Origin of the sequence: Mycobacterium sp. UM_11 (assembly GCF_001414075.1) — a bacterium.
Lineage (GTDB): Bacteria > Actinomycetota > Actinomycetes > Mycobacteriales > Mycobacteriaceae > Mycobacterium.
The window spans coordinates 85,621-107,169 of the sequence record NZ_LATC01000001.1; the positions used below are offsets into that span (position 1 = coordinate 85,621).

Consider the following 21,549-nt stretch of genomic DNA (forward strand, 5'->3'; position numbering starts at 1 on the left):
CGTTTCCGCTTCGGGGCGTGCCGGCATTCCAAGCGTCACGGGGTTAGGCGGAACCCACCCATTCTTCGGTTCCGTCGTCGAAGAACTGGTGCTTCCACACCGGCAACCGCGCCTTGATGGTGTCCACCAGAAGCGCGCAGGTGGTGAACGCCGCCTGACGATGGTCGGCCGCGACCGCGGCCACCAGCGCCGCCTCCCCGATGTGCAGGGCACCGACGCGGTGGCTGGCCGCGATCGCGCGCACCCCTCCGGACTGTTCCGCGACCTCGGCGACGACCTCCGCGATGACCTCCGCGGCCGACGGGTGCGCGGAATACTCCAGCCGCACCACCCGGCGCCCGCCGTCGTGGTCGCGAATCATGCCGACGAAGCCGACAACGGCCCCGGCCGACTGATGGCCCACCAGTTCCTCGTGCTCGGCGAGGAAAATCGGCTGTTCGGTCATGGCGGCGCGCAGGACGCGCGTCATCGCTGGTGGTCTCCGCCGGCGATTTGGTCGAGCGCGTGGTCGAGCACGTCGGCGAGCACCCCGAGCCCGTCGCGCACCCCGCCGGGCGACCCGGGCAGGTTGACGATCAGCGTCCGCCCCGCCACACCGCACACCCCGCGGGACAGCACCGACGTGGGCACCTTGGGCAGCCCCGACCGCCGGATCGCGTCCGCCAGCCCCGGGATCATGTAGTCCAGCACCGCGACCGTCTGGTCGGGCGTGCTGTCGCTGGGCGAGATGCCGGTGCCCCCGGAGGTGATGACGACGTCGACGTCGTCGTCGATCGCCTTGCGCAGGGCCTCGCCGACCGGCTTGCCGTCGGCGACCACCTCCGGGTCGGGCAACGAAAACTCCCGCTCACCAAGCCATTCGGAGATGATCGGCCCGCACTTGTCGTCGTAAACGCCGGTGGAGGCGCGGGTGGAGGCGATGATGACGCGCGCGGTCCGGGCGCTCATCAGCGCACCCACGTCCCGGTCTTGCCGCCTTCCTTGCGCAACACCCGAATGTCGTCGAGGCGCGCGGCGGGGTCCACCGCCTTGATCATGTCGTAGAGCGTCAGACCGGCCACGCTGACCGCGGTCAGCGCCTCCATCTCCACGCCCGTGCGGTCGGTGCTGCGTACCGTCGCGATAATCTCGATCACGGACTCCCCCACGCTGAAATCGACGTCGACTCCGGTGAGCGCCAGCTGGTGGCACAGCGGAATCAGGTCACTGGTGCGCTTCGCCGCCAGAATGCCCGCCACCCGGGCGGTGGCCAACGCGTCGCCCTTCGGCAGGCCGCCGGCCGAGATCAGCTCGACCACGCGCGGCGAAGTATGCAGGGCTCCCGCGGCCACCGCGGTCCGCTTGGTGGCTCCCTTACCGGTGACGTCGACCATGTGCGCGGCCCCCCGCTCGTCCAGGTGCGACAGCGCACCCGAGGGGGATTCTCCCGACGCCCAGGTCGCCGCGGGCTTGGCGGCCTCGGAGGCCCTAGCCATCGTGGCGCCTACCGGTTAACGACGGTGACCGGGTGCAGGTAGGGCAGGTCAGTGGAGGGCAGCGGGAACACCAGCTCGCCGAAGGGCGACAACGCTCCCGTCCGGTCGGTCACGAGTTCGCTCACCGCGTGGTCGTCGGGGTCCGTCGTCGGCCACCCGTTGTCGACATACCTGGTTTTGCGGGCTTTGCCCTCAGCAGTGTCAGCCACGTCGTCCATTCTGACAGGTCGCTCCTGCGCCCGTCCTGCAAGACCGTCAGTTCGACCGGGAAGCTGCCGACATTCGCGGCCTACGTGGGACCCGCCGACTGTTTTACGCTGGTCAGCAATGACCGACAACACCCCGGATATCCCGCTGGGGTCGTGGCTGGCCGACTTGCCCGACGAGCGGCTGATCCGACTGCTAGAGCTGCGGCCGGACCTCGCCCAGCCGCCGCCCGGCAGCATCGCCGCGCTGGCCGCGCGCGCCCAGGCCCGCCAGTCGGTCAAGGCCGCCACCGACGAACTCGACTTCCTGCGACTGGCGGTGCTCGACGCGCTGTTGGTGCTGCAGGCGGATGCGACGCCGGTGCCGACCGCGAAACTGCTGGCGCTGATCGGTGAGCGCGCCCCCGAGGCCGACGTCGTGGGGGCGCTGGACGATCTGCGGGAGCGCGCTCTGGTGTGGGGCGACGCGGCGCTGCGCGTGGCGCCCGACGCCGGCACGGCGCTGCCATGGCACCCGGGCCAGGTCACGCTCGAGGACGCCTCCCGCAGCGGCGAACAGATCGCCGCGCTCATCGACGGCCTGGACCGGGCCCAACTCGACGTGCTGGAGAAGCTGCTCGAGGGTTCCCCGATGGGCCGCACCCGCGACGCCGCACCCGGCGCCCCTGTGGACCGGCCGGTGCCCCAGCTGCTCGCGTCGGGCCTGCTGCGCCGCATCGACGCCGAGACGGTGATCCTGCCCCGCCACGTCGGGCAGGTGTTGCGCGGCGAACAGCCCGGCCCCATGCAATTGACGGCACCCGACCCGGTGGTGTCGACCACCACCGTCGACGACGTCGACGCGGCAGCCGCCGGTGCCACCATCGACCTGCTGCGGGAACTCGACGTCCTCATCGAAACCCTGGCGGCCGCACCGGTTTCCGAACTGCGCAGCGGCGGCCTGGGGATTCGCGACGTCAAACGGCTCAGCAAGACGGCCGGCATCGACGAGTCGCGGCTGGGCCTGATCCTCGAGGTGGCGGTCGCGGCCGGGTTGATCGCCAGCGGGATGCCCGATCCCGAGCCCGCCACCGGCGACGGGCCGTACTGGGCGCCGACGGTGGCCACCGACCGGTTCACGGCGCTGTCCACCGCGGAACGCTGGCACCTGCTGGCCACCAGCTGGCTGGACCTGCCGAGCCGGCCGGCCCTGATCGGGACCCGGAGCCCCGACGCCAAACCCTATGGCGCCCTTACGGATGCGCTGTATTCGACGGCCGCGCCGCTGGATCGCCGGCTGCTGCTGAGCATGTTGGCCCAATTGCCCCCGGGCGCGTGCGTGAACGCGGTCGAGGCGTCGGCGGCACTGATCTGGCGGCGACCCCGCTGGGCCAAGCGGCTGCAACCCGGCCCGGTGGGTGACCTGCTGGCCGAGAGCCACGCGCTGGGCCTGGTCGGTCGCGGGGCGCTCAGCTCCGCGGGCCGTGCCCTGCTCGACGACGGTGCCGACGCCCAGGCCGCGATTGACGCGATGGCGCGTGCCCTGCCCAAACCGATCGACTACTTTCTGGTCCAGGCCGACCTGACCGTGGTGGTGCCGGGCCCGCTGCAACGCGACCTCGCCGAGCAACTCGCCGCCGTGGCCACCGTCGAATCGGCCGGCACGGCGATGGTGTACCGCATCAGCGAGCAGTCGATCCGGCACGCGCTGGACGTGGGTAAGACCCGCGACTGGATGCACGCCCTGTTCGCCAAGCACTCCAAAACCCCTGTGCCGCAGGGCCTTAGCTACCTCATCGACGATGTCGCGCGTCGGCACGGCCAGCTGCGGATCGGCATGGCGGCATCGTTCGTGCGGTGCGAGGACCCCGCGCTCCTGGCGCAGGCCGTGGCCGCGCCCGCGACCGAAGGGGTGCAACTGCGCGCCCTGGCACCGACGGTTGCGGTGTCCCCGGCACCGATCGGCGAGGTGCTGGTCGCGCTGCGGGCGGCGGGCTTCGCCCCGGCGGCCGAGGACTCCACGGGCGCCATCGTCGACGTCCGGCCACGCGGGGCCCGGGTGCCCACGCCGCAGCAGCGCCGGCCCTATCGCCCGATGCCGCGCCCCAACAACGAGAGCCTGAACGCGGTGGTGGCGGTGCTGAGGAAGGTGACCGCCGCACCGTTCGGCAACGTTCGCATCGATCCGGCGATCACCATGTCGCTTTTGCAGCGCGCCGCCAAGGAACAAGAGACGTTGGTGATCGGTTATTTGGATGCCGCCGGCGTCGCCACCCAGCGGGTGGTGTCACCGATCAGCGTTCGGGGCGGTCAGCTGACCGCATTCGACTCGGCGTCCGGCCGGTTGCGCGACTTTGCCATCCACCGCATCACGTCGGTGGTGTCGGCCAACGGCCGATAATGGGTTTCGATGACTCGCGAGAGGATGAGGAGGAGCGGCGCCATTGACTGACGGCCCGTTGATTGTGCAGTCCGACAAGACGGTGCTGCTCGAGGTCGACCACGAGCAGGCCGGAGCGGCGCGCGCCGCCATCGCGCCGTTCGCCGAGCTGGAACGCGCGCCCGAGCACGTACACACCTACCGCATCACACCGCTGGCGCTGTGGAATGCCCGCGCGGCCGGCCACGACGCCGAACAGGTCGTCGACGCCCTGGTCAGCTTCTCCCGCTACGCGGTGCCCCAGCCGCTGCTGGTCGACATCGTCGACACCATGGCCCGCTACGGCCGCCTGCAGTTGGTCAAGCATCCAGCGCACGGCCTGACGCTGGTAAGCCTGGACCGCGCGGTGCTCGAGGAAGTGCTGCGCAACAAGAAGATTGCGCCCATGCTCGGCGCCCGCATCGACGACGACACCGTCGTCGTCCACCCCAGCGAGCGCGGCCGCGTCAAGCAGATGCTGCTCAAGATCGGTTGGCCCGCAGAGGATCTCGCGGGTTATGTGGACGGCGAGGCCCACCCCATCAGCCTGGCGCAGGACGGCTGGCACCTGCGCGACTACCAGCAGATGGCCACGGATTCGTTCTGGTCCGGCGGGTCGGGAGTGGTGGTGCTTCCGTGCGGGGCCGGCAAGACGCTGGTCGGCGCCGCCGCGATGGCCAAGGCCAGCGCGACCACGCTGATCCTGGTGACCAACATCGTCGCGGCTCGGCAATGGAAGCGCGAGCTGATCGCGCGCACCTCGCTCACCGAGGAGGAGATCGGCGAATACTCCGGTGAGCGCAAGGAGATTCGGCCCGTCACCATCTCGACGTATCAGATGATCACCCGGCGCACCAAGGGCGAATACCGGCATCTGGAGCTCTTCGACAGCCGCGACTGGGGGCTGATCATCTACGACGAGGTCCACCTGCTGCCGGCGCCCGTGTTCCGCATGACCGCCGACCTGCAATCCAAGCGACGCTTGGGCCTGACCGCCACGCTGGTCCGCGAAGACGGCCGCGAGGGCGACGTGTTCTCCCTGATCGGCCCCAAGCGTTACGACGCGCCGTGGAAGGACATCGAGGCCCAGGGCTGGATCGCGCCGGCCGAGTGCGTCGAAGTGCGGGTCACGATGACCGACAACGAGCGAATGCTGTACGCCACCGCGGAACCCGAAGAGCGCTACAAGGTGTGCTCGACGGCGCATTCGAAGATCGCCGTCGTCAAGTCGGTGCTGAGCCGGCATCCCGGCGAGCAGACGCTGGTGATCGGCGCCTACCTCGACCAGCTCGACGAGCTGGGTGCCGAGTTGAACGCCCCGGTGATCCAGGGGTCGACGCGGACCAAGGAACGCGAGGAGCTGTTCGACGCGTTCCGCCGCGGTGAGGTGTCGACGTTGGTGGTGTCCAAGGTCGCCAACTTCTCCATCGACCTGCCGGAAGCCTCTGTGGCGGTGCAGGTTTCGGGGACCTTCGGCTCGCGCCAGGAGGAGGCCCAACGGCTGGGCCGGTTGCTGCGGCCCAAGGCCGACGGGGGCGGCGCAATCTTCTATTCCATCGTGGCCCGCGACAGCCTGGACGCCGAATACGCCGCGCACCGGCAGCGCTTCCTCGCCGAGCAGGGTTACGGGTACATCATCCGCGACGCGGACGACCTGCTGGGCCCGGCGATTTGAGGTCACGAGAGCGGCGCCGATTCCGCCGATCTCTCATGCCAAGTTTCTTGCCTATTGCAACTATTGCATAGAGCTATGATAATTGGAGGCGTCACCCCGCAGAGGAGGTACGCCCATGAAGATCGGCATCGTCGGCGCAGGTATCGCCGGACCAACGCTCGCGTACTGGCTGGCCCGCTACGGCCACGAGCCAACTCTGATCGAGAAGGCACCGGGCCTGCGCACCGGCGGCTACGTGGTCGACTTCTGGGGTGGCGGGTATGCCGTTGCCGAACGCATGGGGCTCACCACCGACCTGCACGCCGAGGGATACCAGGTGCGCGAAGTGCGACTCGTGAACCGGAATTCGCAACGGGTGGGCGGCTTTTCGACTGAGCCGTTCCGGCGCAACCTCGATGGCCGATTCACCACTGTGCCGCGTGGCGACCTGGCGGCCATGATCTATCACTCCATCGAGAACCATGCTGAAACGCTGTTCGGTGAAAGCGTTTCGGCCGTCGAGCAACACGACTCGGGCGTGTCGGTCACCCTGGAGGGCGGCGGGTCAAGGCACTTCGACCTGCTGATCGGCGCGGGCGGCATCCATTCTCCCGTGCGGGGCTTGGTGTTCGGACCCCAAAACAGATTCGAGACGGATCTGGGCTATCGAGTCGCGGCATTCGAAGCCCAGGGCTACCAGCCGCGTGACGAACTCGTCTACCTCGCCTACACCATGCCGGGACGCATGGTCGCCCGATTCTCGATGCGCGACGAAAAGACCATGTTTCTCTTCGTTTTCACCGCCGAGAAGACGAGCGGTCCCGATCCGCAGGGTGTGTCAGAGGCCAAGGCGACCCTGCGTCGGGTGTTCGGCGACGCGGGCTGGGAATGCCCGGAGATCCTGCTCCACCTCGACCGGGCGTCCGAGGTTTACTTCGACCGCACCAGCCAAATCGTCATGGACCGTTGGTCGGACGGGCGGGTGGCGCTGATCGGGGACGCCGCGGCCGCGGTCTCCCTGCTCGCGGGTGAGGGAACGGGCCTGGCGATGGTGCAGGCGTACACGCTGGCGGGGGAGCTCAATCGCGCGGGGGACGACCACCAGGACGCCTTTCGTCGTTATGAGCGCACACTGCGTCCGATTGTCGAGGCCAGGCAGCGCTCGGCGCGCGCATTCGCGGCGACATTCGCACCAAAGACGGCCCTGGGTCTGTTGACCCGCAATCAGGCCTCCAAACTGCTCAACATCCCGCGACTGGCCGACTGGGTCGTCCGCAGCGAATTCCGTGACGACATACCGATACCGGAATACGCCGCATAGCCGGCACCGGCCGCCTAGAGCGACAGGATGGTCGCCGATGCGGTGCCGGGTGCGCCATACACCTGGGCCAAGCCCACGCGCGGGTTGCCGGGCACCTGACGCTCGCCCGCCTCACCGCGCAGCTGGCGCACCAGCTCGTGCATCTGCCGCAGTCCCGACGCGCCGATCGGCTCGCCGTTGGCGATCAACCCGCCGTCGGTGTTTACGGGCATCGAACCGTGGATCTCGGTGGCGCCGTCGGCCAGCAGCTTCTCCTGCTCGCCGTCGGCGCACAGGCCGGTCTCGGCCATGTGGATGACCTCGTTGCCGGCGTCGGTGTCCTGCAGCTGCGCGACGTCGACGTCCTCGGGCCCGATGCCGGCGGCCTCGTAGGCCGCCTTGGACGCATACACCGTCGGTGAGACGTCCTCATCCAGCGGAGCGAAGGTGGCGTGCACCTCGTAGGCGCCGTAGCGGCGGGTGCGAATCTCGCAGGCCCGCACGTACACCGGCTTGTCGGTGTACTTGTGCGCGAGGTCGGCCCGGCACATGATCACTGCGGCGGCGCCCTCGTCGGGCGCGCAGAACATGTACTGCGTCAGCGGGTAGTTGAGCACGGGCGAGTTGAGGATCTCCTCCTCGGGAATCGGCTTGCGGCGGAACGCGTTCGGGTTCAGCGCGCCGTTGCGGAAGTTCTTGGCCGCCACCTTCGCCAACGTGGCCTGCGAAATGTTGTGGTCGTGCAGGTACTTGTTGGCCTTCATCCCGAAGAACTTGGTGGTGACGAACTGACCGTTCTGCGCGTACCACTGCGGCAGCGCCAGCTTGGCGGGGTCGTCGGTGAACGCGCCGCGCGGGTGCTTGTCCAGGCCGATGGCGATGCCGATGTCGTACTTGCCCAGCCGGATGGTGTCCGCCGTTTGCTGGATCGCGCTGGCGGCGGTGGCGCAGGCGTTGAAGACGTTGGTGAAGGTGATGCCGGTCAGCCCCACCAGGCGGGTCACCGCGTCGGGGTTGGACACCTCGTGGCTACCGCCGAAGCCGAACTGGATGTCCTTCCAGTCCACCCCGGCGTCGGCCAGCGCGGACTGGATGGCCTCGGCGCCCATCTGCATCGCGGTCTTATCGAACCTGCCGAACGGGTGCAGGCCCACGCCGATGATGGCGACATCGTTGGTCATCTCAGGTCTCCTTATACCGGCTGGAACGCGAAGGTGACGATCTCGTTGCCGTCGCCGTCGGTGGTAAACGGCACCATGGTCAGCTCGACCTCCTGACCGAACTGCAGCTTGGCCGGGTCGTTCTCGGTCAACCGGCCCTCGACGCGGATCACGTCGTCGAGCTGCACGAGGCCGACGCCGAACGGGACGAAGTCCTTGCCGGTGGGCCCGGCGTACGGGGCCCCGGGCGGGAAGCCCTGGGTGGTCCACGCGACCAGGGTTCCGCGGCGCGGCAGCAGCACGTCGGTCATCTCGCCGAGGCTGCAGCGCGGGCACCACTGTTGCACCGGAAAGGTGGTCGCGCCGCAGCTGCCGCACCGGCTGCCGATCAGCTGTGGGCTCTCGTCGGGCCAGGTAGAGATCTCGGGGGCAAGGGCCTTTTGCATCGGGGGTCCTCCAGCAGCGCCGAACAGAATGTTGCTCACGCAACCGTATAACAGCTTTCCGAAAAGTGGAAACCGCATTCTCATTAGTTGCGCCCGATGCCGCGCGGCCGGGCCCCGCGGATATCTTGAGACCATGCCAGTCACGGTGATACTCGAACTGAAGTTCAAGCCCGATGCGGTGCCGCAGGCGCGCGACGTCATGGGCCGGGCGCTGCGGGACACCCGCGCGTTCGCCGGGAACGTCCAGACCGACGTGCTCGTCGACGAGGACGACGAAGCCCACTGGCTGATCTACGAACTGTGGGACTCGGTCGAGCATGACGAGGCCTACCGTGCGTTCCGCGCCGGCGAAGGAAAACTGACCGAGCTGCCCCCACTGCTGGCCGCGCCCCCCGTCAAGAAGCGGTACGCGACCACCGACATCTAGCTCAGCGCGGGAATCACCTCGCGCTCGAACAACTCGATGCCGGACCGGTCGTACGCCGCCTCCGGGAAATAGCAGATGGCGTACTCGCATCCGAGGTCGCGCAGCCCGGCGAGCCGCTCGATCACCTGTTCCGGGGTGCCCGTCGCCGAATCGGGTCCGCTGCCCGCGGCGAGCATCGCGTCGGCGGCGGCCTCGGGCACGTAGCGCACGATACGGTCGCGCACCCGCTGCAGCCGGTCCTTGACGTCGGCGTCCGACGTGCCTACGACCGCGTTGACGTTGGCCGAGCGCACGATGGCATCGAAGTCGGTGCCCACCTGCTCGCAGTGCCGCGCGAGCACCTCCGACTTGTGGGCGAACGCCTCGGGTTCCGGCGCGAAGTTGGTGTACTGCGCGTACTTCGCCGCGATGCGCAGGGTGACCTTCTCGCCACCGCCGGCGATCCACAGCGGAATCCCGTTGTCCTGCAGGGGTTTGGGTGACACGATCGCGCCGTCGACCTGATAGTGCTTGCCATCGAAGCTGACCCTGCCGTCGCGCCAGGCGTCGCGCATGATCTGCACACCCTCGTCCAGCCGGCCCAGCCGCACACCCGCCGAGGGGAAGCCGTAACCGTAAGCGCGCCATTCGTGTTCGTACCAGCCACCACCGATGCCCATCTGGATCCGCCCACCGGAGATGACGTCGGCGGTCGCCGCGACCTTGGCCAGATACACCGGGTTGCGGTAGCTCATCGCGGTGCACATCTGGCCGAGCTTGATCCGCGACGTGACCGCCGCGTACGCGGCCATCAGCGACCACGCCTCGTGGGTGGCTTCGTCCGTCGGCATCGGGACGGTGTGGAAGTGGTCGTACACCCACAGCGAGTCCCAGGCGCTGTTGTCGGCGTAGGTGGCCAGGTCGCGCATCACCGCCCAGTGCCGCTCCGGTTCGATGTCGACCAGATCCATTCGCCAACCTTGCGGGATGAAGAGACCGAAGCGCATAGCAACGGACTCTAGCCCGATCGTTCGGCGGGGTCCGCCGCTAGGCTTGTCCATCGTCAGGCAAGCGGGAGGTCGTCGTGCGGGTCCTCGTCTCGGGCGCCAGCATCGCCGGCCCCGTGCTGGCCTACTGGCTGGCCCGCCGCGGCTTCGACGTCACCGTCGTCGAACGGGCGCCCGCCCTGCGCAAGACCGGCGGCCACGCCGTCGACCTGTTCCGCCCCGCGATGGAGATCTCGGCGAACATGGGTGTCCTGCCCCAGATCGAGGCGCTCGCCACCGGAACGAACCGGATGACCATGCACCGCGAGGGCCGGTCGCGGCCCTTCGAGATCGACCTCACGAAGATCTATGCCGCCACGTCGGACCGGCACGTGGAGATCATGCGCGACGACCTCAGCGAGATCTACTACACCGCCGGCCGCGACGACGTCGAGTACCTGTTCGACGACTCGATCACCGCGATCGACCATGACGGCGACGTAACGTTCGAACGGGCCCCCGCCCGCCGATTCGACGTCATCGTCGGCGCCGACGGCCTGCACTCCAACGTCCGGCAGCTGACGTTCGGCGACGAAGCCGGCCTCACCCGGTTCCTCGGCGGTTACCTGGCGGTGGCGTCGGCACCGAAGGCACTGGCCAGCGCCGGCGAGATGACCTGCCACGTCGGCGCGGGCCGCCTCGCCGGCATCTACACCGCCGAGCACTTGGCCGACGCGCGGGCGGTCTTCCTGTTCCGCAGCGAGCGGGAACTCGACTACGACCATCGGGATGCGTTGCGGCAGAAGGAATTCGTGCGCGACGCGTTCGCGCGCATGCACGAGCAGGTGGACGGCTGGCTGGGCGAAATCGACCGCACGCCGGCGTTCTATTTCGACGCGATCAGCCAGCTGCGGCTGGACAGGTGGTCGCGGCGGCGGGTCACCCTCGTCGGCGACGCGGGGTACTGCCCCGGGCCCGCGGTCGGCGGCAGCACCAGCCTCGCGGTGCTCGGCGCCTACGTGCTGGCCGGGGAGCTGGCCCGGGCGGACGGCGACCACCTGCGCGCGTTCGCGGCCTACGAACTGCAGATGCGCGAACCGGTGCACCGCAGCCGGGCCTTCGCGCGCGGCGCCGCCAAGGGCATCATTCCCGGCTCGCGACTGGGGGTGTGGGCCTTGACCCGCGGCGCCCAGCTGGTGTCGCGGCTGCCCGGGACCCTGTCCCGGTCGCTGGCGAAGCTGAACACCAGCGGCCTCCGGATGCACGATTCGATGCCGGTACCCGATTACGGCGAAGACGACGAGAGGAAGGACGCCCCATGGAACTGACCGGTGTCGGAATCTGGAGCAGCCAACTGCGTTACGGCGACTCGTCCGAATCCGCCGAGGCCGCAGCGGAATTGGACGAGTTGGGCTTCCCTGCGCTGTGGATCCCCGACGTCGGCGGACCGGTGTTCGACGCGGTCGGCAACCTGCTCGCCGCGACCAAGCGGACCGTGATCGCCACCGGGATCCTCAACCTGTGGATGCATTCGCCCGGCGACGTCGCCGATTCGTACGCGGCGCTCACCGGCGAGCACGGGGACCGCTTCCTGCTCGGCATCGGGGTCAGCCACGCACCGCTGATCGACGCCGGCCAACCCGGGCGCTACCGCAAGCCGCTGGCGGCGACGGCGTCGTTCCTGGACGGGCTGGACGCCGCCCCGCGGCCCGTCCCCACCGGGCGACGGGTCCTCGCCGCGCTGGGGCCGAAGATGCTGACCCTGTCCGCCACCCGCGCCGCCGGGGCGCACCCCTACCTGGTCACCCCGGAGCACACCGCCTCCGCGCGTTCGACGCTCGGCGAGGGCCCGCTGCTGCTGCCCGAGCAGACGGTGATCCTCACCGACAGCGCCGACGAGGCGCACCGCCTCGGAACGGATTGGCTGCGTTCGTATTTGGCGCTGCCCAACTACGCCAACAACCTGCTGCGCAGCGGCTTCTCCGAAGACGAGGTGGCGCAGGTCAGCGACCGGCTCTTCGACGCCATCATCGCGTGGGGGGACGAGGACGCGATCATGCGCAGGGTCGCCGACCACCGTGCGGCCGGCGCCGACCACGTCTGCGTGCAAGTGCTGCTGGCGGATCCGAAGGCCTTTCCGCGCGAGGAATGGCGCCGGATCGCCGCGGCCCTCAAGGGGTGACCCCTCCGACCCCTCCGACCGCGAGCAGACGCAGAATCGCACGCGGAGGCCCCGCGTTACGCGATTCTGCGTCTGCTCGGCAGAACTACGTCAGCGAGTCCGGCGGCAGGAAGCGGTCGCCGTACTTGGCGGCCAGCTCGCGGGCGCGGGCCACGAAGGCCTCCTTGCCGATGCCGCCCGGCCCCTGGTAACCGACGATGAACTGCGCGCTACCACCGGTGTACGGCGGGAAGCCGATGCCCATGATCGAGCCGATGTTGGCGTCGGCGGTCGACGTCAGCACGCCCTCATCGAGGCACTTCTGGGTTTCCAGCGCCTCGGCGAACAGCATGCGATCAATCATGTCCTGCAACGGAATCTCAGCGCTGCCCGACTTGAACGTCTCGCGCAGGCCCGGCCAGAGGCCGGTGCGCTTGCCGTCGACGTACTCGTAGAAGCCGGCGCCCTTCAACCGCGAGGGGCGGCCGAGCTCGATCATCTTCTCCACCACGGCTTCTGCCGGGTGCGGCTCGTAGGTGCCACCGGCGTCCTCCACGCCCTTGCGGGTGGCGGTGGCGATCTTGTGCATCAGCTCCAAGTTGAGCTCGTCGGACAGCTGCAGCGGCGGCGCCGGGTAGCCGGCCTGCGAGCCGGCGTGCTCGATGCTGGCCGGCTCGACACCCTCGCCGAGCATCGCGAGCGCCTCGTTGACGAAGGTGCCGATGACGCGGCTGGTGAAGAAACCGCGGCTGTCGTTGACCACGATCGGGGTCTTGCCGATGGCCAGCGTGTAGTCGAACACGCGGGCCAGCGCCTCGTCGGAAGTCTTCTCGCCCTTGATGATTTCGACCAGCGGCATCTTGTCGACCGGCGAGAAGAAGTGGATCCCGATGAAGTCCTCCTGCCGCTTGACGCCGGTCGCCAGGCCGGTGATCGGCAGCGTGGAGGTGTTGGACCCGAGCAGCGCGTTGGGTTCGACGATGTCCTCGATCTCCTGGAACACCTTGTGCTTGAGTTCCTGGTTCTCGAACACCGCCTCGATCACGAAGTCGACGCCCTTGAAATCTGCGGGGTCGGCCGACGGCGTGATGCGGTCCAGCAGCGCCTTGCTCTTCTCCTCGGTGGTCTTACCGCGCTGAAGGGCTTTGGCCTCAAGCTTTTCCGAGTAGCCCTTGCCCTTCTGCGCGGCCTCGAGGCTGACGTCCTTGAGCACCACGTCGTAGCCGGCCTTGGCCGACACGTAGGCGATGCCGGCGCCCATCATGCCCGCGCCGAGCACACCGATCTTGTTGATCTTGACCGGCGCGATGCCGTCCGGCCGCGAACCGCCACCGTTGATGTGCTGCAGGTCGAAGAAGAACGCCTGGATCATGTTCTTGGCGACCTGGCCGGTGACCAGCTCGGTGAAGTAGCGGCTCTCGATGCGGGTGGCGGTGTCGAAGTCCACCTGCGTGCCCTCGACGGCCGCGGCCAGGATGGCCCGCGGCGCCGGCATTGGCGCGCCCTTGAGCTGCTTGCGCAGCAGCGACGGGAACGACGGCAGGATGGCCGCCAGCGCCGGTGACGACGGCGTGCCGCCGGGAATCTTGTAGCCCTTGACGTCCCACGGCTGGGTGTGCGACTCGGGGTTGGCCTTGATCCACGCCTTTGCCGCGGGCACCAATTCGTCTACGCTGCCGACGATCTCGTCGACGAGGCCGTTGTCCTTGGCCGCGGCCGGCTTGAACCGGGTGCCCTGGCTCAGCACGTTGAGGAAGCCGTTCTGGATGCCGAGCATCCGCGTCACCCGGGTGACGCCACCGCCGCCGGGCAGCAGGCCCAACGTGACCTCGGGCAGACCCAGCTGGACGCCCTTGACGTCGGCGACGATGCGGTGGTGGCAAGCGAGCGCGATCTCCAGACCGCCGCCGAGCGCCGCGCCGTTGATGGCGGCCACCACCGGCTTGCCCAGGGTCTCCAGGGTGCGCAGGTCGCGCTTGATGTCCTCGACCTCGGCGAAGACCTCACCGGCGTTCTCGGGTCCGGCGGTGATCATGCTCTTGAGGTCACCGCCGGCGAAGAACGTCTTCTTGGCGCTGGTGATCACCACACCGGTGATCGAATCCTTTTCGGCGACAAGACGTTCGACGGCCTTGTGCATCGATTCCTTGTAATGCTCGTTCATCACGTTGGCCGACCCGGTCGGGTCGTCCAACGTCAGCGTGACGATGCCGTCGGCGTCCTTGTCCCACTGGATGGTGTTCTCTGCCATGGTCTTAAACCCTCTCGATGATGGTGGCGACACCCATGCCGCCGCCGATGCACAGCGTGATCAGCGCGCGCCGGGCGCCGCGGCGCTCGAGCTCGTCGACCATGGTGCCCAGGATCATGGCGCCGGTGGCGCCCAGCGGGTGGCCCATCGCGATGGCGCCACCGTTGACGTTGAGCTTCTCGTCAGGGATGTTCAGGTCCTTCTGGAACTTCAGGACGACCGACGCGAACGCCTCGTTCAGCTCGAACAGGTCGATGTCGTCGACGGTCAGCCCGGCGCGGTCGAGCACCTTCTGCGTGGCCGGCGTCGGGCCGGTCAGCATGATCGTCGGGTCGGCGCCCGTGGTGGCGGTGGCGACGATGCGGGCGCGGGGGGTCAAACTGCCGGCCTTCGCCATCTTTTCCGAGCCGATCAGCACCAAGGCCGAGCCGTCCACGATTCCCGAGCTGTTACCCCCGGTGTGGACGTGGTTGATCTTTTCGACCCAGTGGTACTTCTGCAGCGCCACGTCGTCGAAGCCCGCCATGGCGGCGAGGCCCTCGAACGCGGGCTTCAGCTTGGCCAGGCCCTCCATGGTGGTCTCGGGCCGCATGTGCTCGTCGTGGTCGAGGATGAGCAAACCGTTCTGGTCGCGGACCGGTACCACCGACTTGGCGAAGTAGCCGCCCGACCATGCCTCGGCCGCCAACTGCTGCGAGCGCAGCGCGTAGGCATCCACGTCGTCGCGGGAGAAGCCCTCGATCGTGGCGATCAGGTCGGCGCCGATGCCCTGCGGGACGATGTAGGCGTCGTAGGAGGTGGCCGGGTCGGCCATCATCGCGCCGCCGTCGGAGCCCATCGGGACGCGGCTCATCGACTCGACGCCGCCGGCGAGCACCAGGTCGTCCCAGCCGGAGCGGACCTTCTGGGCGGCGGTGTTGACGGCCTCCAGCCCGGAGGCGCAGAACCGGTTGAGCTGCACGCCGCCGACCGTGTCGGGCATGCCGGCCGCGATCACCGCGGTGCGGGCGATGTCGCCGCCCTGGTCACCGACGGGCGAGACGCAGCCCAGGATGACGTCGCTGATCAGGCTCTCGTCCAGATCGGGGTGGCGCCTGCGCAGCTCCTCGATCAGGCCGACGACCAGGTTAAGCGGCTTGACCTCGTTCAACGAGCCGTTCTTCTGCTTGCCGCGGGGCGTGCGGATCGCCTCGTAGATGAAGGCTTCTTCGGACATGTCGAGTTCCTCTTCGCAAATGGGGGTTCGGATCCGTATTAAAGGTAGGTCCAGATACCGCACCCTAACAAAGTGCCCGGCCAACCTGTTGGTTGGGCCGATCGGCGCAGCTCGAGCGCGGGCGTCCCCCGGTCACGAGCGTCACGCCAGCGTGGCCGCGACGCACGCACGCCACACTGGCGTGACGCTCGAGCATGACGGCCCCCTAAGCTCGACCCCCATGACGGTCTCGCGCCTGCGTCCGTACGCCACCACGGTGTTCGCCGAGATGTCGGCGCTGGCCGCGCGCGTCGGTGCGGTCAACCTCGGTCAGGGTTTTCCCGACGAGGAAGGGCCCGCGGCCATGTTGAAGGCCGCCCAGGACGCCATCGCCGAGGGCAACAACCAGTACCCGCCCGGCATCGGGGTGGCGTCGCTGCGGCACGCCATCGCCGCCCAGCGGCGGCGGCACTTCGGCATCGAGTACGACCCGGACACCGAGGTGCTGGTGACGGTTGGGGCCACCGAGGCGATCGCGTCCGCCGTGCTCGGCCTGATCGAACCCGGCTCGGAGGTCCTGCTCGTCGAGCCGTTCTACGACTCCTACTCGCCGGTGCTGGCGATGGCCGGCGCGCACCGGGTGGCCGTGCCGCTGGTCCCGCACGGCCGCGGCTTCGCCCTGGACGCCGACGCCCTGCGCGCCGCGGTGACGCCGCGTACCCGCGCTTTGATCGTCAACTCGCCGCACAACCCGACCGGCACCGTGCTCAGCGAGGCGGAGCTGCGGGCCATCGCCGAGGTCGCGGTCGCCGCTGACCTGTTGGTGATCACCGACGAGGTCTACGAGCACCTGGTGTTCGACGCCCACCGGCATCTGCCACTGGCCGGATTCGCGGGGATGGCCGAGCGCACGGTCACCATCTCCAGCGCGGCCAAGATGTTCAACTGCACCGGCTGGAAGATCGGATGGGCTTGCGGCCCAGCGGAACTCATCGCCGGGGTGCGCGCGGCGAAGCAGTATCTGAGCTACGTCGGCGGCGCACCGTTCCAGCCCGCGGTGGCCCTGGCGCTCGACACCGAGGACGCGTGGGTGGCCGAGCTGCGCAACTCGTTGGCGGCGCGACGTGACCGGCTGGCCGCCGGGCTGTCCGACATCGGCTTCGAGGTGCACGACAGCGCCGGCACCTACTTCCTGTGCGCCGACCCGCGCCCCCTGGGCTACGACGACAGCACCGCCTTCTGCGCGGCCCTGCCCGAGAAGGCGGGCGTGGCCGCCATCCCGCTTTCACCCTTCTGCGACCCGGCCGCCGCGCACGCCTCGGTACAGGCCCAAGTGTGGAATCACTTGGTGCGCTTCACCTTCTGCAAACGAATGGACACCCTCGACGAGGCGATCCGGCGGCTGGCCGTCCTGCGGTGACGTCCGCCTAGCTCGCCGGCCCGAAGCCCTCGAGCACGCGCTTGCGCAGACCCTCCAGCGCGGCATGCAGGATCTTCTTGCGGGCCCGGTTGACCCAGAACTCGGGCAGGGGCGCCCACGGTTCGACCGTGATGGTGAATCGGACCCGGGTCTTGTCGTCGCTCACCCGGCTCAGGTTGTACTCCCCGTGCTGGCCGCGTTGCTGAGCCGTCCGGGCGGCGTCCCACACCATCCAGTCCGGGCCCCAGTGGTATTCGAGCAGTTCCGTGTCGTGAATGCCCGTGACGGCGATGGTGACCTTCACATGGTGCGGGCGACCGTCGGGGTATTTATCGACGACCTCGACCCGCTTGTGCACCGACGACCATGACGGGACGGCGTCCATGTCGGCCAGCGCCTCCAGGATCACTTCCGGAGGCGCGTCGATCACGATTTCCGACGATGCTTGGACGGCCACTGCTAATAAGTTAGCAACCGCTCAGGCCCTCCCGAAGGCTATTCCGACTCCGCGTCGTTGCCGCGCTTTACCAATTCGCACAATCCCTTTACCGCCGAGTCGAGCACGCTTTCGCTGGCGCGCCGGACGATGAAGGCGGGCATGGGCCGGCCCGGTTCGACCGTGACATCGAAGCGCACCCGGGTCTTGTCGAGGCCCTCGGGTTTGAGGTTGTACTCGACATGCTGGCCGTGCTGCTGGGAGGTCCCTTTCGCGTCGTAGACAACCCAATCGGGGCCCCAGTGATACTCCAGGATCTCCCTGTCGACGAGGCCCAGAATCTTGATCGTGGTCTTGACGTGGTGGGGCCGACCGTCGGGATAACGGTCGATCACTTCGATGTTCTTGTGCAACGGTGACCACGTCGACAGGACGCCGACATCTGTCAGCGCCTCCATGACCACTTCTGGCGGCGCGTCGACGACGAATTCGCGTGATGCTTTTACGGCCACTGAGCTCAACCTAGCAACATCGGAGCGCCGGCGGGGTCGATACCGTCTAAGACGTTGGCTACCAATCGATTTCGGAAAGGGGCGTGGTGGCCGCCGGCGGCCGCCCGACCGGAGCCGCCGGGGTGCGCGAGAAGCGCGGTCCGGGCGCGGCCTGGTCCACGCCGTGGGCGGTGATCACCGTGGACCGTGCCCGCAAGTGCTCGTCGGTGGCCGCTTCGCTCCACGTCAGCACCGGGGTGACGCAGGCGTCGGTGCCGGCGAAGGTGGCCGTCCACTCGTCGCGGGTGCGGCTGGCGAAGCGTTTCGCGAAGACGTCGTACATCCGCGGGTAGGAGCCGATGTCGAGCTGGCCGGGCACCTCCTCGGGCGAGAGCCCGAGCCCGCTCAGCAACGCCGCGAAGAACTGCGGCTCGATGGCGCCGACCGCCATGTACCCGCCGTCGGCGGTCTCATAGCAGCGATAGAACGGGGCGCCACCGTCGAGCAGAAACGACTCGCGCCGGTCACGCAGCGACCCGGTCGACTTCATGGTCCACATCATCTGGGCCAGCAGGCTGACGCCGTCCACCATCGCCGCGTCGACGACCTGCCCCTTGCCAGAACGTTCCCGCTCGTACAACGCGGCCGCGATGCCGAGCAGCACCAACATCGAACCGCCACCGAAGTCGGCGACCAGGTTCAGCGGCGGCATCGGCGGCCGGTCCGCGTAGCCCAGGGCGGACAGGGCGCCGGTTTGCGACAGGTAGTTGATGTCGTGGCCCGCCGTGCGGGCCAGCGGTCCCTCCTGCCCCCAGCCGGTGATCCGCGCGTAGATCAACCGCGGATTGACCGCCGCGCATTCGTCCGGACCGATGCCGAGTCGCTCGCAGGTGCCGGGCCGGAAGCAATCCAGCAGCACATCGGCCTTGGCGACCAGCTCGAGCAGGACCCCCGGTTGGGTCTTGACGTCCAGGTCGACGACCCGCTTCCCGCGGTGCAGCAGATCGCGATCCTCGGCCGGCATCGTCAACCCGCCGGGCCGGCGCACCCGCACCACGTCGGCCCCCAGGTCGGCCAGCATCATGCCCGCGTGCGGTCCCGGTCCGATTCCGCCGAGCTCGATCACCCTCACCCCGGCCAGGGGCCCGCCGCCGCCCACCGCGGCTACTTGCCCTTCTTCACCTGCAGCACCCGCTCGCGCAGCGCCTTGGTCGCCGAATCGATCGTCCCCTTCACCGCCCGCTTCAGGACGAAGCCCGGCAAGGGCACGTTCGGGTCGGCGAGCAGTTCGAACTTGACCAGCGTGGCGTCCCCCTGCGGGATCAGGGTGTACTTCCCGTCCTGCGCCTTCTGCTGGGAGGAGCTCACCAGCTTCCAGCTCACCGCGTCGTCGGTCCAGGTGTAGGCCACCACCTGTTCGTCGGTGATGCCGGCGACCCGCACCTTCATCTTCACTTGGCTTGGCCGCCCGTCGTCGCCGGTCGACAAGATCTCCGCGCTTTGGTGCGGCTCGGACCATTCGGGCATCGCCTCGAAATCGGCGATGACGTCCAGAATCTCCTTCGGACTGGCTTCGATGACGATGTCGCGGGATTCTTTGAGTGCCATGGCCCGCACGATACTGAAACGGCGTCCCGCTCGGAATGAATTCGGCAGGTACCGTCGTGCTTGTGACTGACGCCGTCAACCAGCCCCTCTACACCGTCGGCGACTATCTGCTAGACCGCCTCGCCGAACTCGGCGTCACCGAGATCTTCGGCGTACCCGGGGACTACAACCTGGAATTCCTGGACCACATCGTCGCCCATCCCGCGATCCGCTGGGTGGGCAACGCCAACGAGCTCAACGCCGGCTACGCCGCGGACGGGTACGGTCGCCTGCGCGGAATGTCGGCAGTGGTAACGACTTTCGGGGTGGGTGAACTGTCGGCTGCCAACGCCATCGCCGGCAGCTACGCCGAGCAGGTGCCCGTCGTGCACATCGTCGGCGGGCCCTCCAAGGACGCCCAGGGCACCAGGCGCGCGCTGCACCACTCGCTGGGCGACGGGGACTTCGAGCACTTCCTGCGCGTCAGCCGCGAGATCACCTGTGCCCAAGCCAACCTCATGCCCGCGACCGCCCGCCGCGAGATCGACCGGGTGTTGTCCGAGGTGCGCGAGCAGAAGCGGCCGGGCTACATCCTGCTGTCCACAGACGTGGCCCGTTTCCCCACCGAGCCCCCCGGCGCGCCGCTACCCCGCTACACCGGTGGCACCAGCCCCCGCGCGCTGTCGCTGTTCGTCGAGGCCGCCTCCGATCTCATCGCCGATCACCAACTGACCGTGCTGGCCGACCTGCTGGTCCATCGGTTACAGGTGGTCAAGGAACTCGAAGCCCTGCTGGCCGCCGACGTGGTGCCCTACGCCACTCTGATGTGGGGCAAGAGCCTGCTCGACGAGAGCTCGCCGAACTACCTGGGGATCTACGCCGGATCGGCAAGCGCCCCGGCGGTGCGCGCCGCGATCGAGGAGGCGCCGGTTCTGGTGACCGCCGGGGTCGTGTTCACCGACATGGTCAGCGGCTTCTTCAGCCAGCGGATCGACCCGGCGCGGACGATCGACGTCGGGCAGTACCAAAGCAGTGTGGCGGGCGAGGTTTTCGCGCCGCTGGAAATGGGAGCCGCACTGGAAGCGTTGGCCACCATCCTGTCCCGGCGAAAAATCGCGTCGCCGCCGGTGGTGTCGCCGCCCGCCGCCGCCCTGCCCCCGCCTCCGCCGCGCGATCAACCGCTGACCCAACAGCTGCTGTGGGACCGCCTGTGCACAGCCCTGACGCCGGGCAACGTGGTCCTGGCCGATCAAGGCACCTCGTTCTACGGCATGGCCGACCACCGCCTGCCCCAGGGCGTGACCTTCATCGGTCAACCGCTTTGGGGCTCAATCGGTTACACGCTGCCCGCGGCGCTCGGGGCCGGGGTGGCGCATCCGGAGCGACGGACGGTGTTGCTGATCGGCGACGGCGCGGCGCAACTAACGGTCCAGGAACTCGGCAACTTCTCGCGGGAGGGGCTGTCCCCGGTCATCGTGGTGGTCAACAACGACGGGTACACCGTCGAGCGCGCGATCCACGGAGAGTCGGCGCCCTACAACGACATTGTCAATTGGAGGTGGACGGACATCCCGAACGCGCTGGGCGTCGCCGACCACCTGGCGTTCCGGGTGCGGACCTTCGGTGAGCTCGATGACGCCCTGACCGCCGCCGCGCTGCACCAGGACCGGATGGTGCTCGTCGAGGTGGTCTTGCCGCGGCTCGAAATCCCGCCGCTGCTAGTCGAACTCGTCCAGCCGATGTCACCGGACGGCAGCGTTCGCCGCTGAGGCCGCCGCGTCAGGATCTGCTGGGTGCGCCGTTCGGATCGGACGATCGCAGTATCGCCTGCACGGTTCGCCGGCAGCGCCCGCAGTCGGCGCCCGCCCCGCAGGCCCGGGCGACGTCCTTGGTCGTGCAGGCCCCGGCCTCTACCACCTCGGCCACCGTTTGGCTGGTGACTCCGTTACACAGGCAGACGAACATCCAGGTGGCCGC

The 21,549-nt window shown here is 68.7% G+C and carries 22 protein-coding genes; 8 read left to right on the plus strand and 14 right to left on the minus strand.

All coding sequences use genetic code 11. From position 1 onward, the window contains the following. Positions 1–43 precede the first annotated feature (43 nt). Genes WU80_RS00430 through WU80_RS00445 form a run of 4 tightly spaced genes read right to left on the minus strand, consistent with a single transcriptional unit; the run spans position 44 to position 1,684 of the window. Positions 44–469: a molybdenum cofactor biosynthesis protein MoaE gene (locus WU80_RS00430; protein WP_055400243.1), complete on the minus strand. Its 426-nt coding sequence runs from the start codon at positions 467–469 to the stop codon at positions 44–46. Beyond that, positions 466–948, minus strand: a complete 483-nt coding sequence (locus WU80_RS00435; RefSeq protein ID WP_055400325.1) for a molybdenum cofactor biosynthesis protein B — start codon at positions 946–948, stop codon at positions 466–468. Before WU80_RS00435 ends, WU80_RS00430 begins: the two co-directional genes overlap by 4 nt. Further along, entirely contained in the window at positions 948–1,475 is a 528-nt protein-coding gene (moaC, locus tag WU80_RS00440) for a cyclic pyranopterin monophosphate synthase MoaC (protein WP_055400245.1), read from the minus strand. Before moaC ends, WU80_RS00435 begins: the two co-directional genes overlap by 1 nt. Before the next feature lie 8 nt (positions 1,476–1,483). Then, the gene (locus WU80_RS00445) at positions 1,484–1,684 is read right to left on the minus strand and encodes a hypothetical protein (protein ID WP_139273158.1); all 201 of its coding nucleotides are present in this window, start codon (positions 1,682–1,684) and stop codon (positions 1,484–1,486) included. A 118-nt stretch (positions 1,685–1,802) separates the two neighbouring features. Here WU80_RS00445 and WU80_RS00450 point away from each other — a divergent pair, with 118 nt between their 5' ends. The 3 genes from WU80_RS00450 (at position 1,803) to WU80_RS00460 (ending at position 7,054) form a co-directional block, all read left to right on the plus strand. Next, positions 1,803–4,061: a helicase-associated domain-containing protein gene (locus tag WU80_RS00450; RefSeq protein WP_055400249.1), complete on the plus strand. Its 2,259-nt coding sequence runs from the start codon at positions 1,803–1,805 to the stop codon at positions 4,059–4,061. A gap of 43 nt (positions 4,062–4,104) precedes the next feature. Continuing rightward, positions 4,105–5,754, plus strand: coding sequence for a DNA repair helicase XPB (locus WU80_RS00455; RefSeq protein WP_055400251.1), 1,650 nt, complete (start codon positions 4,105–4,107; stop codon positions 5,752–5,754). Positions 5,755–5,869: 115 nt separating this feature from the next. Then, positions 5,870–7,054: an FAD-binding domain gene (locus WU80_RS00460; protein WP_055400253.1), complete on the plus strand. Its 1,185-nt coding sequence runs from the start codon at positions 5,870–5,872 to the stop codon at positions 7,052–7,054. Between the two features lie 14 nt (positions 7,055–7,068). Here WU80_RS00460 and WU80_RS00465 read toward each other — a convergent pair whose 3' ends face one another. Then, entirely contained in the window at positions 7,069–8,214 is a 1,146-nt protein-coding gene (locus WU80_RS00465) for a thiolase family protein (RefSeq protein ID WP_055400255.1), read from the minus strand. Positions 8,215–8,225: 11 nt separating this feature from the next. After that, positions 8,226–8,639 carry a Zn-ribbon domain-containing OB-fold protein gene (locus WU80_RS00470; RefSeq protein WP_055400257.1) on the minus strand — a complete coding sequence of 138 codons (414 nt, stop codon included), beginning with the start codon at positions 8,637–8,639 and terminating at the stop codon, positions 8,226–8,228. Between the two features lie 133 nt (positions 8,640–8,772). Here WU80_RS00470 and WU80_RS00475 point away from each other — a divergent pair, with 133 nt between their 5' ends. After that, positions 8,773–9,066, plus strand: a complete 294-nt coding sequence (locus tag WU80_RS00475; RefSeq protein ID WP_055400259.1) for a putative quinol monooxygenase — start codon at positions 8,773–8,775, stop codon at positions 9,064–9,066. On the opposite strand, the gene WU80_RS00480 is transcribed toward WU80_RS00475, so the two are convergent. Then, positions 9,063–10,052, minus strand: a complete 990-nt coding sequence (locus WU80_RS00480) for an LLM class F420-dependent oxidoreductase (RefSeq protein WP_055400261.1) — start codon at positions 10,050–10,052, stop codon at positions 9,063–9,065. The genes WU80_RS00475 and WU80_RS00480 overlap by 4 nt on opposite strands. Before the next feature lie 77 nt (positions 10,053–10,129). On the opposite strand from WU80_RS00480, the gene WU80_RS00485 reads away from it, so the two are divergent. After that, the gene (locus WU80_RS00485; RefSeq protein WP_055400263.1) at positions 10,130–11,359 is read left to right on the plus strand and encodes an FAD-dependent monooxygenase; all 1,230 of its coding nucleotides are present in this window, start codon (positions 10,130–10,132) and stop codon (positions 11,357–11,359) included. Continuing rightward, positions 11,350–12,213 (plus strand): LLM class F420-dependent oxidoreductase, encoded by an 864-nt coding sequence (locus WU80_RS00490; protein ID WP_055400265.1) that lies wholly within the window; start codon positions 11,350–11,352, stop codon positions 12,211–12,213. The genes WU80_RS00485 and WU80_RS00490 overlap by 10 nt, the downstream gene beginning before the upstream one ends. A gap of 85 nt (positions 12,214–12,298) precedes the next feature. Here WU80_RS00490 and WU80_RS00495 read toward each other — a convergent pair whose 3' ends face one another. Together WU80_RS00495 and WU80_RS00500 are read right to left on the minus strand one after the other, a co-directional pair. Then, a complete protein-coding gene (locus WU80_RS00495) occupies positions 12,299–14,443 on the minus strand; it encodes a 3-hydroxyacyl-CoA dehydrogenase NAD-binding domain-containing protein (RefSeq protein ID WP_055400267.1) in 2,145 nt (714 codons plus the stop codon). 4 nt (positions 14,444–14,447) lie between these two features. Beyond that, entirely contained in the window at positions 14,448–15,659 is a 1,212-nt protein-coding gene (locus tag WU80_RS00500; RefSeq protein WP_055400269.1) for an acetyl-CoA C-acetyltransferase, read from the minus strand. A gap of 220 nt (positions 15,660–15,879) precedes the next feature. Here WU80_RS00500 and WU80_RS00505 point away from each other — a divergent pair, with 220 nt between their 5' ends. Then, positions 15,880–17,058, plus strand: coding sequence for a pyridoxal phosphate-dependent aminotransferase (locus WU80_RS00505; RefSeq protein WP_055400271.1), 1,179 nt, complete (start codon positions 15,880–15,882; stop codon positions 17,056–17,058). A gap of 7 nt (positions 17,059–17,065) precedes the next feature. On the opposite strand, the gene WU80_RS00510 is transcribed toward WU80_RS00505, so the two are convergent. From WU80_RS00510 to WU80_RS00525, 4 genes are read right to left on the minus strand one after another with little or no spacing between them, the layout of a single operon-like run. Beyond that, positions 17,066–17,515, minus strand: a complete 450-nt coding sequence (locus WU80_RS00510; protein WP_082459728.1) for an SRPBCC family protein — start codon at positions 17,513–17,515, stop codon at positions 17,066–17,068. A gap of 38 nt (positions 17,516–17,553) precedes the next feature. Continuing rightward, entirely contained in the window at positions 17,554–18,006 is a 453-nt protein-coding gene (locus WU80_RS00515) for an SRPBCC family protein (protein ID WP_082459729.1), read from the minus strand. A gap of 58 nt (positions 18,007–18,064) precedes the next feature. Continuing rightward, on the minus strand, positions 18,065–19,144 hold the full coding sequence (locus tag WU80_RS00520) for a CaiB/BaiF CoA-transferase family protein (RefSeq protein WP_055400275.1): 1,080 nt from the start codon (positions 19,142–19,144) through the stop codon (positions 18,065–18,067). Positions 19,145–19,149: 5 nt separating this feature from the next. Further along, positions 19,150–19,593, minus strand: coding sequence for an SRPBCC family protein (locus WU80_RS00525; RefSeq protein WP_055400277.1), 444 nt, complete (start codon positions 19,591–19,593; stop codon positions 19,150–19,152). 35 nt (positions 19,594–19,628) lie between these two features. Here WU80_RS00525 and WU80_RS00530 point away from each other — a divergent pair, with 35 nt between their 5' ends. Next, on the plus strand, positions 19,629–21,341 hold the full coding sequence (locus tag WU80_RS00530) for an alpha-keto acid decarboxylase family protein (protein ID WP_055400280.1): 1,713 nt from the start codon (positions 19,629–19,631) through the stop codon (positions 21,339–21,341). Between the two features lie 10 nt (positions 21,342–21,351). Here WU80_RS00530 and WU80_RS25165 read toward each other — a convergent pair whose 3' ends face one another. Then, complete coding sequence (locus WU80_RS25165) at positions 21,352–21,537, minus strand: bacterioferritin-associated ferredoxin (RefSeq protein WP_082459730.1); 186 nt, start codon at positions 21,535–21,537, stop codon at positions 21,352–21,354. Positions 21,538–21,549: the final 12 nt, after the last annotated feature.

Excerpts from the sequence above, each read along its gene's own strand:
- WU80_RS00475 (WP_055400259.1), top strand. The coding sequence starts at position 8,773 with ATGCCAGTCACGGTGATACTCGAACTGAAGTTCAAGCCCGATGCGGTG.
- WU80_RS00465 (WP_055400255.1), bottom strand. The coding sequence starts at position 8,214 with ATGACCAACGATGTCGCCATCATCGGCGTGGGCCTGCACCCGTTCGGC.
- WU80_RS00525 (WP_055400277.1), bottom strand. The coding sequence starts at position 19,593 with ATGGCACTCAAAGAATCCCGCGACATCGTCATCGAAGCCAGTCCGAAG.
- WU80_RS00470 (WP_055400257.1), bottom strand. The coding sequence starts at position 8,639 with ATGCAAAAGGCCCTTGCCCCCGAGATCTCTACCTGGCCCGACGAGAGC.
- WU80_RS00480 (WP_055400261.1), bottom strand. The coding sequence starts at position 10,052 with ATGCGCTTCGGTCTCTTCATCCCGCAAGGTTGGCGAATGGATCTGGTC.
- WU80_RS00490 (WP_055400265.1), top strand. The coding sequence starts at position 11,350 with ATGGAACTGACCGGTGTCGGAATCTGGAGCAGCCAACTGCGTTACGGC.
- WU80_RS00495 (WP_055400267.1), bottom strand. The coding sequence starts at position 14,443 with ATGGCAGAGAACACCATCCAGTGGGACAAGGACGCCGACGGCATCGTC.
- WU80_RS00500 (WP_055400269.1), bottom strand. The coding sequence starts at position 15,659 with ATGTCCGAAGAAGCCTTCATCTACGAGGCGATCCGCACGCCCCGCGGC.
- WU80_RS00450 (WP_055400249.1), top strand. The coding sequence starts at position 1,803 with ATGACCGACAACACCCCGGATATCCCGCTGGGGTCGTGGCTGGCCGAC.
- WU80_RS00435 (WP_055400325.1), bottom strand. The coding sequence starts at position 948 with ATGAGCGCCCGGACCGCGCGCGTCATCATCGCCTCCACCCGCGCCTCC.
- WU80_RS00505 (WP_055400271.1), top strand. The coding sequence starts at position 15,880 with ATGACGGTCTCGCGCCTGCGTCCGTACGCCACCACGGTGTTCGCCGAG.
- WU80_RS25165 (WP_082459730.1), bottom strand. The coding sequence starts at position 21,537 with ATGTTCGTCTGCCTGTGTAACGGAGTCACCAGCCAAACGGTGGCCGAG.
- WU80_RS00430 (WP_055400243.1), bottom strand. The coding sequence starts at position 469 with ATGACGCGCGTCCTGCGCGCCGCCATGACCGAACAGCCGATTTTCCTC.
- WU80_RS00460 (WP_055400253.1), top strand. The coding sequence starts at position 5,870 with ATGAAGATCGGCATCGTCGGCGCAGGTATCGCCGGACCAACGCTCGCG.
- moaC (WP_055400245.1), bottom strand. The coding sequence starts at position 1,475 with ATGGCTAGGGCCTCCGAGGCCGCCAAGCCCGCGGCGACCTGGGCGTCG.
- WU80_RS00530 (WP_055400280.1), top strand. The coding sequence starts at position 19,629 with ATGAATTCGGCAGGTACCGTCGTGCTTGTGACTGACGCCGTCAACCAG.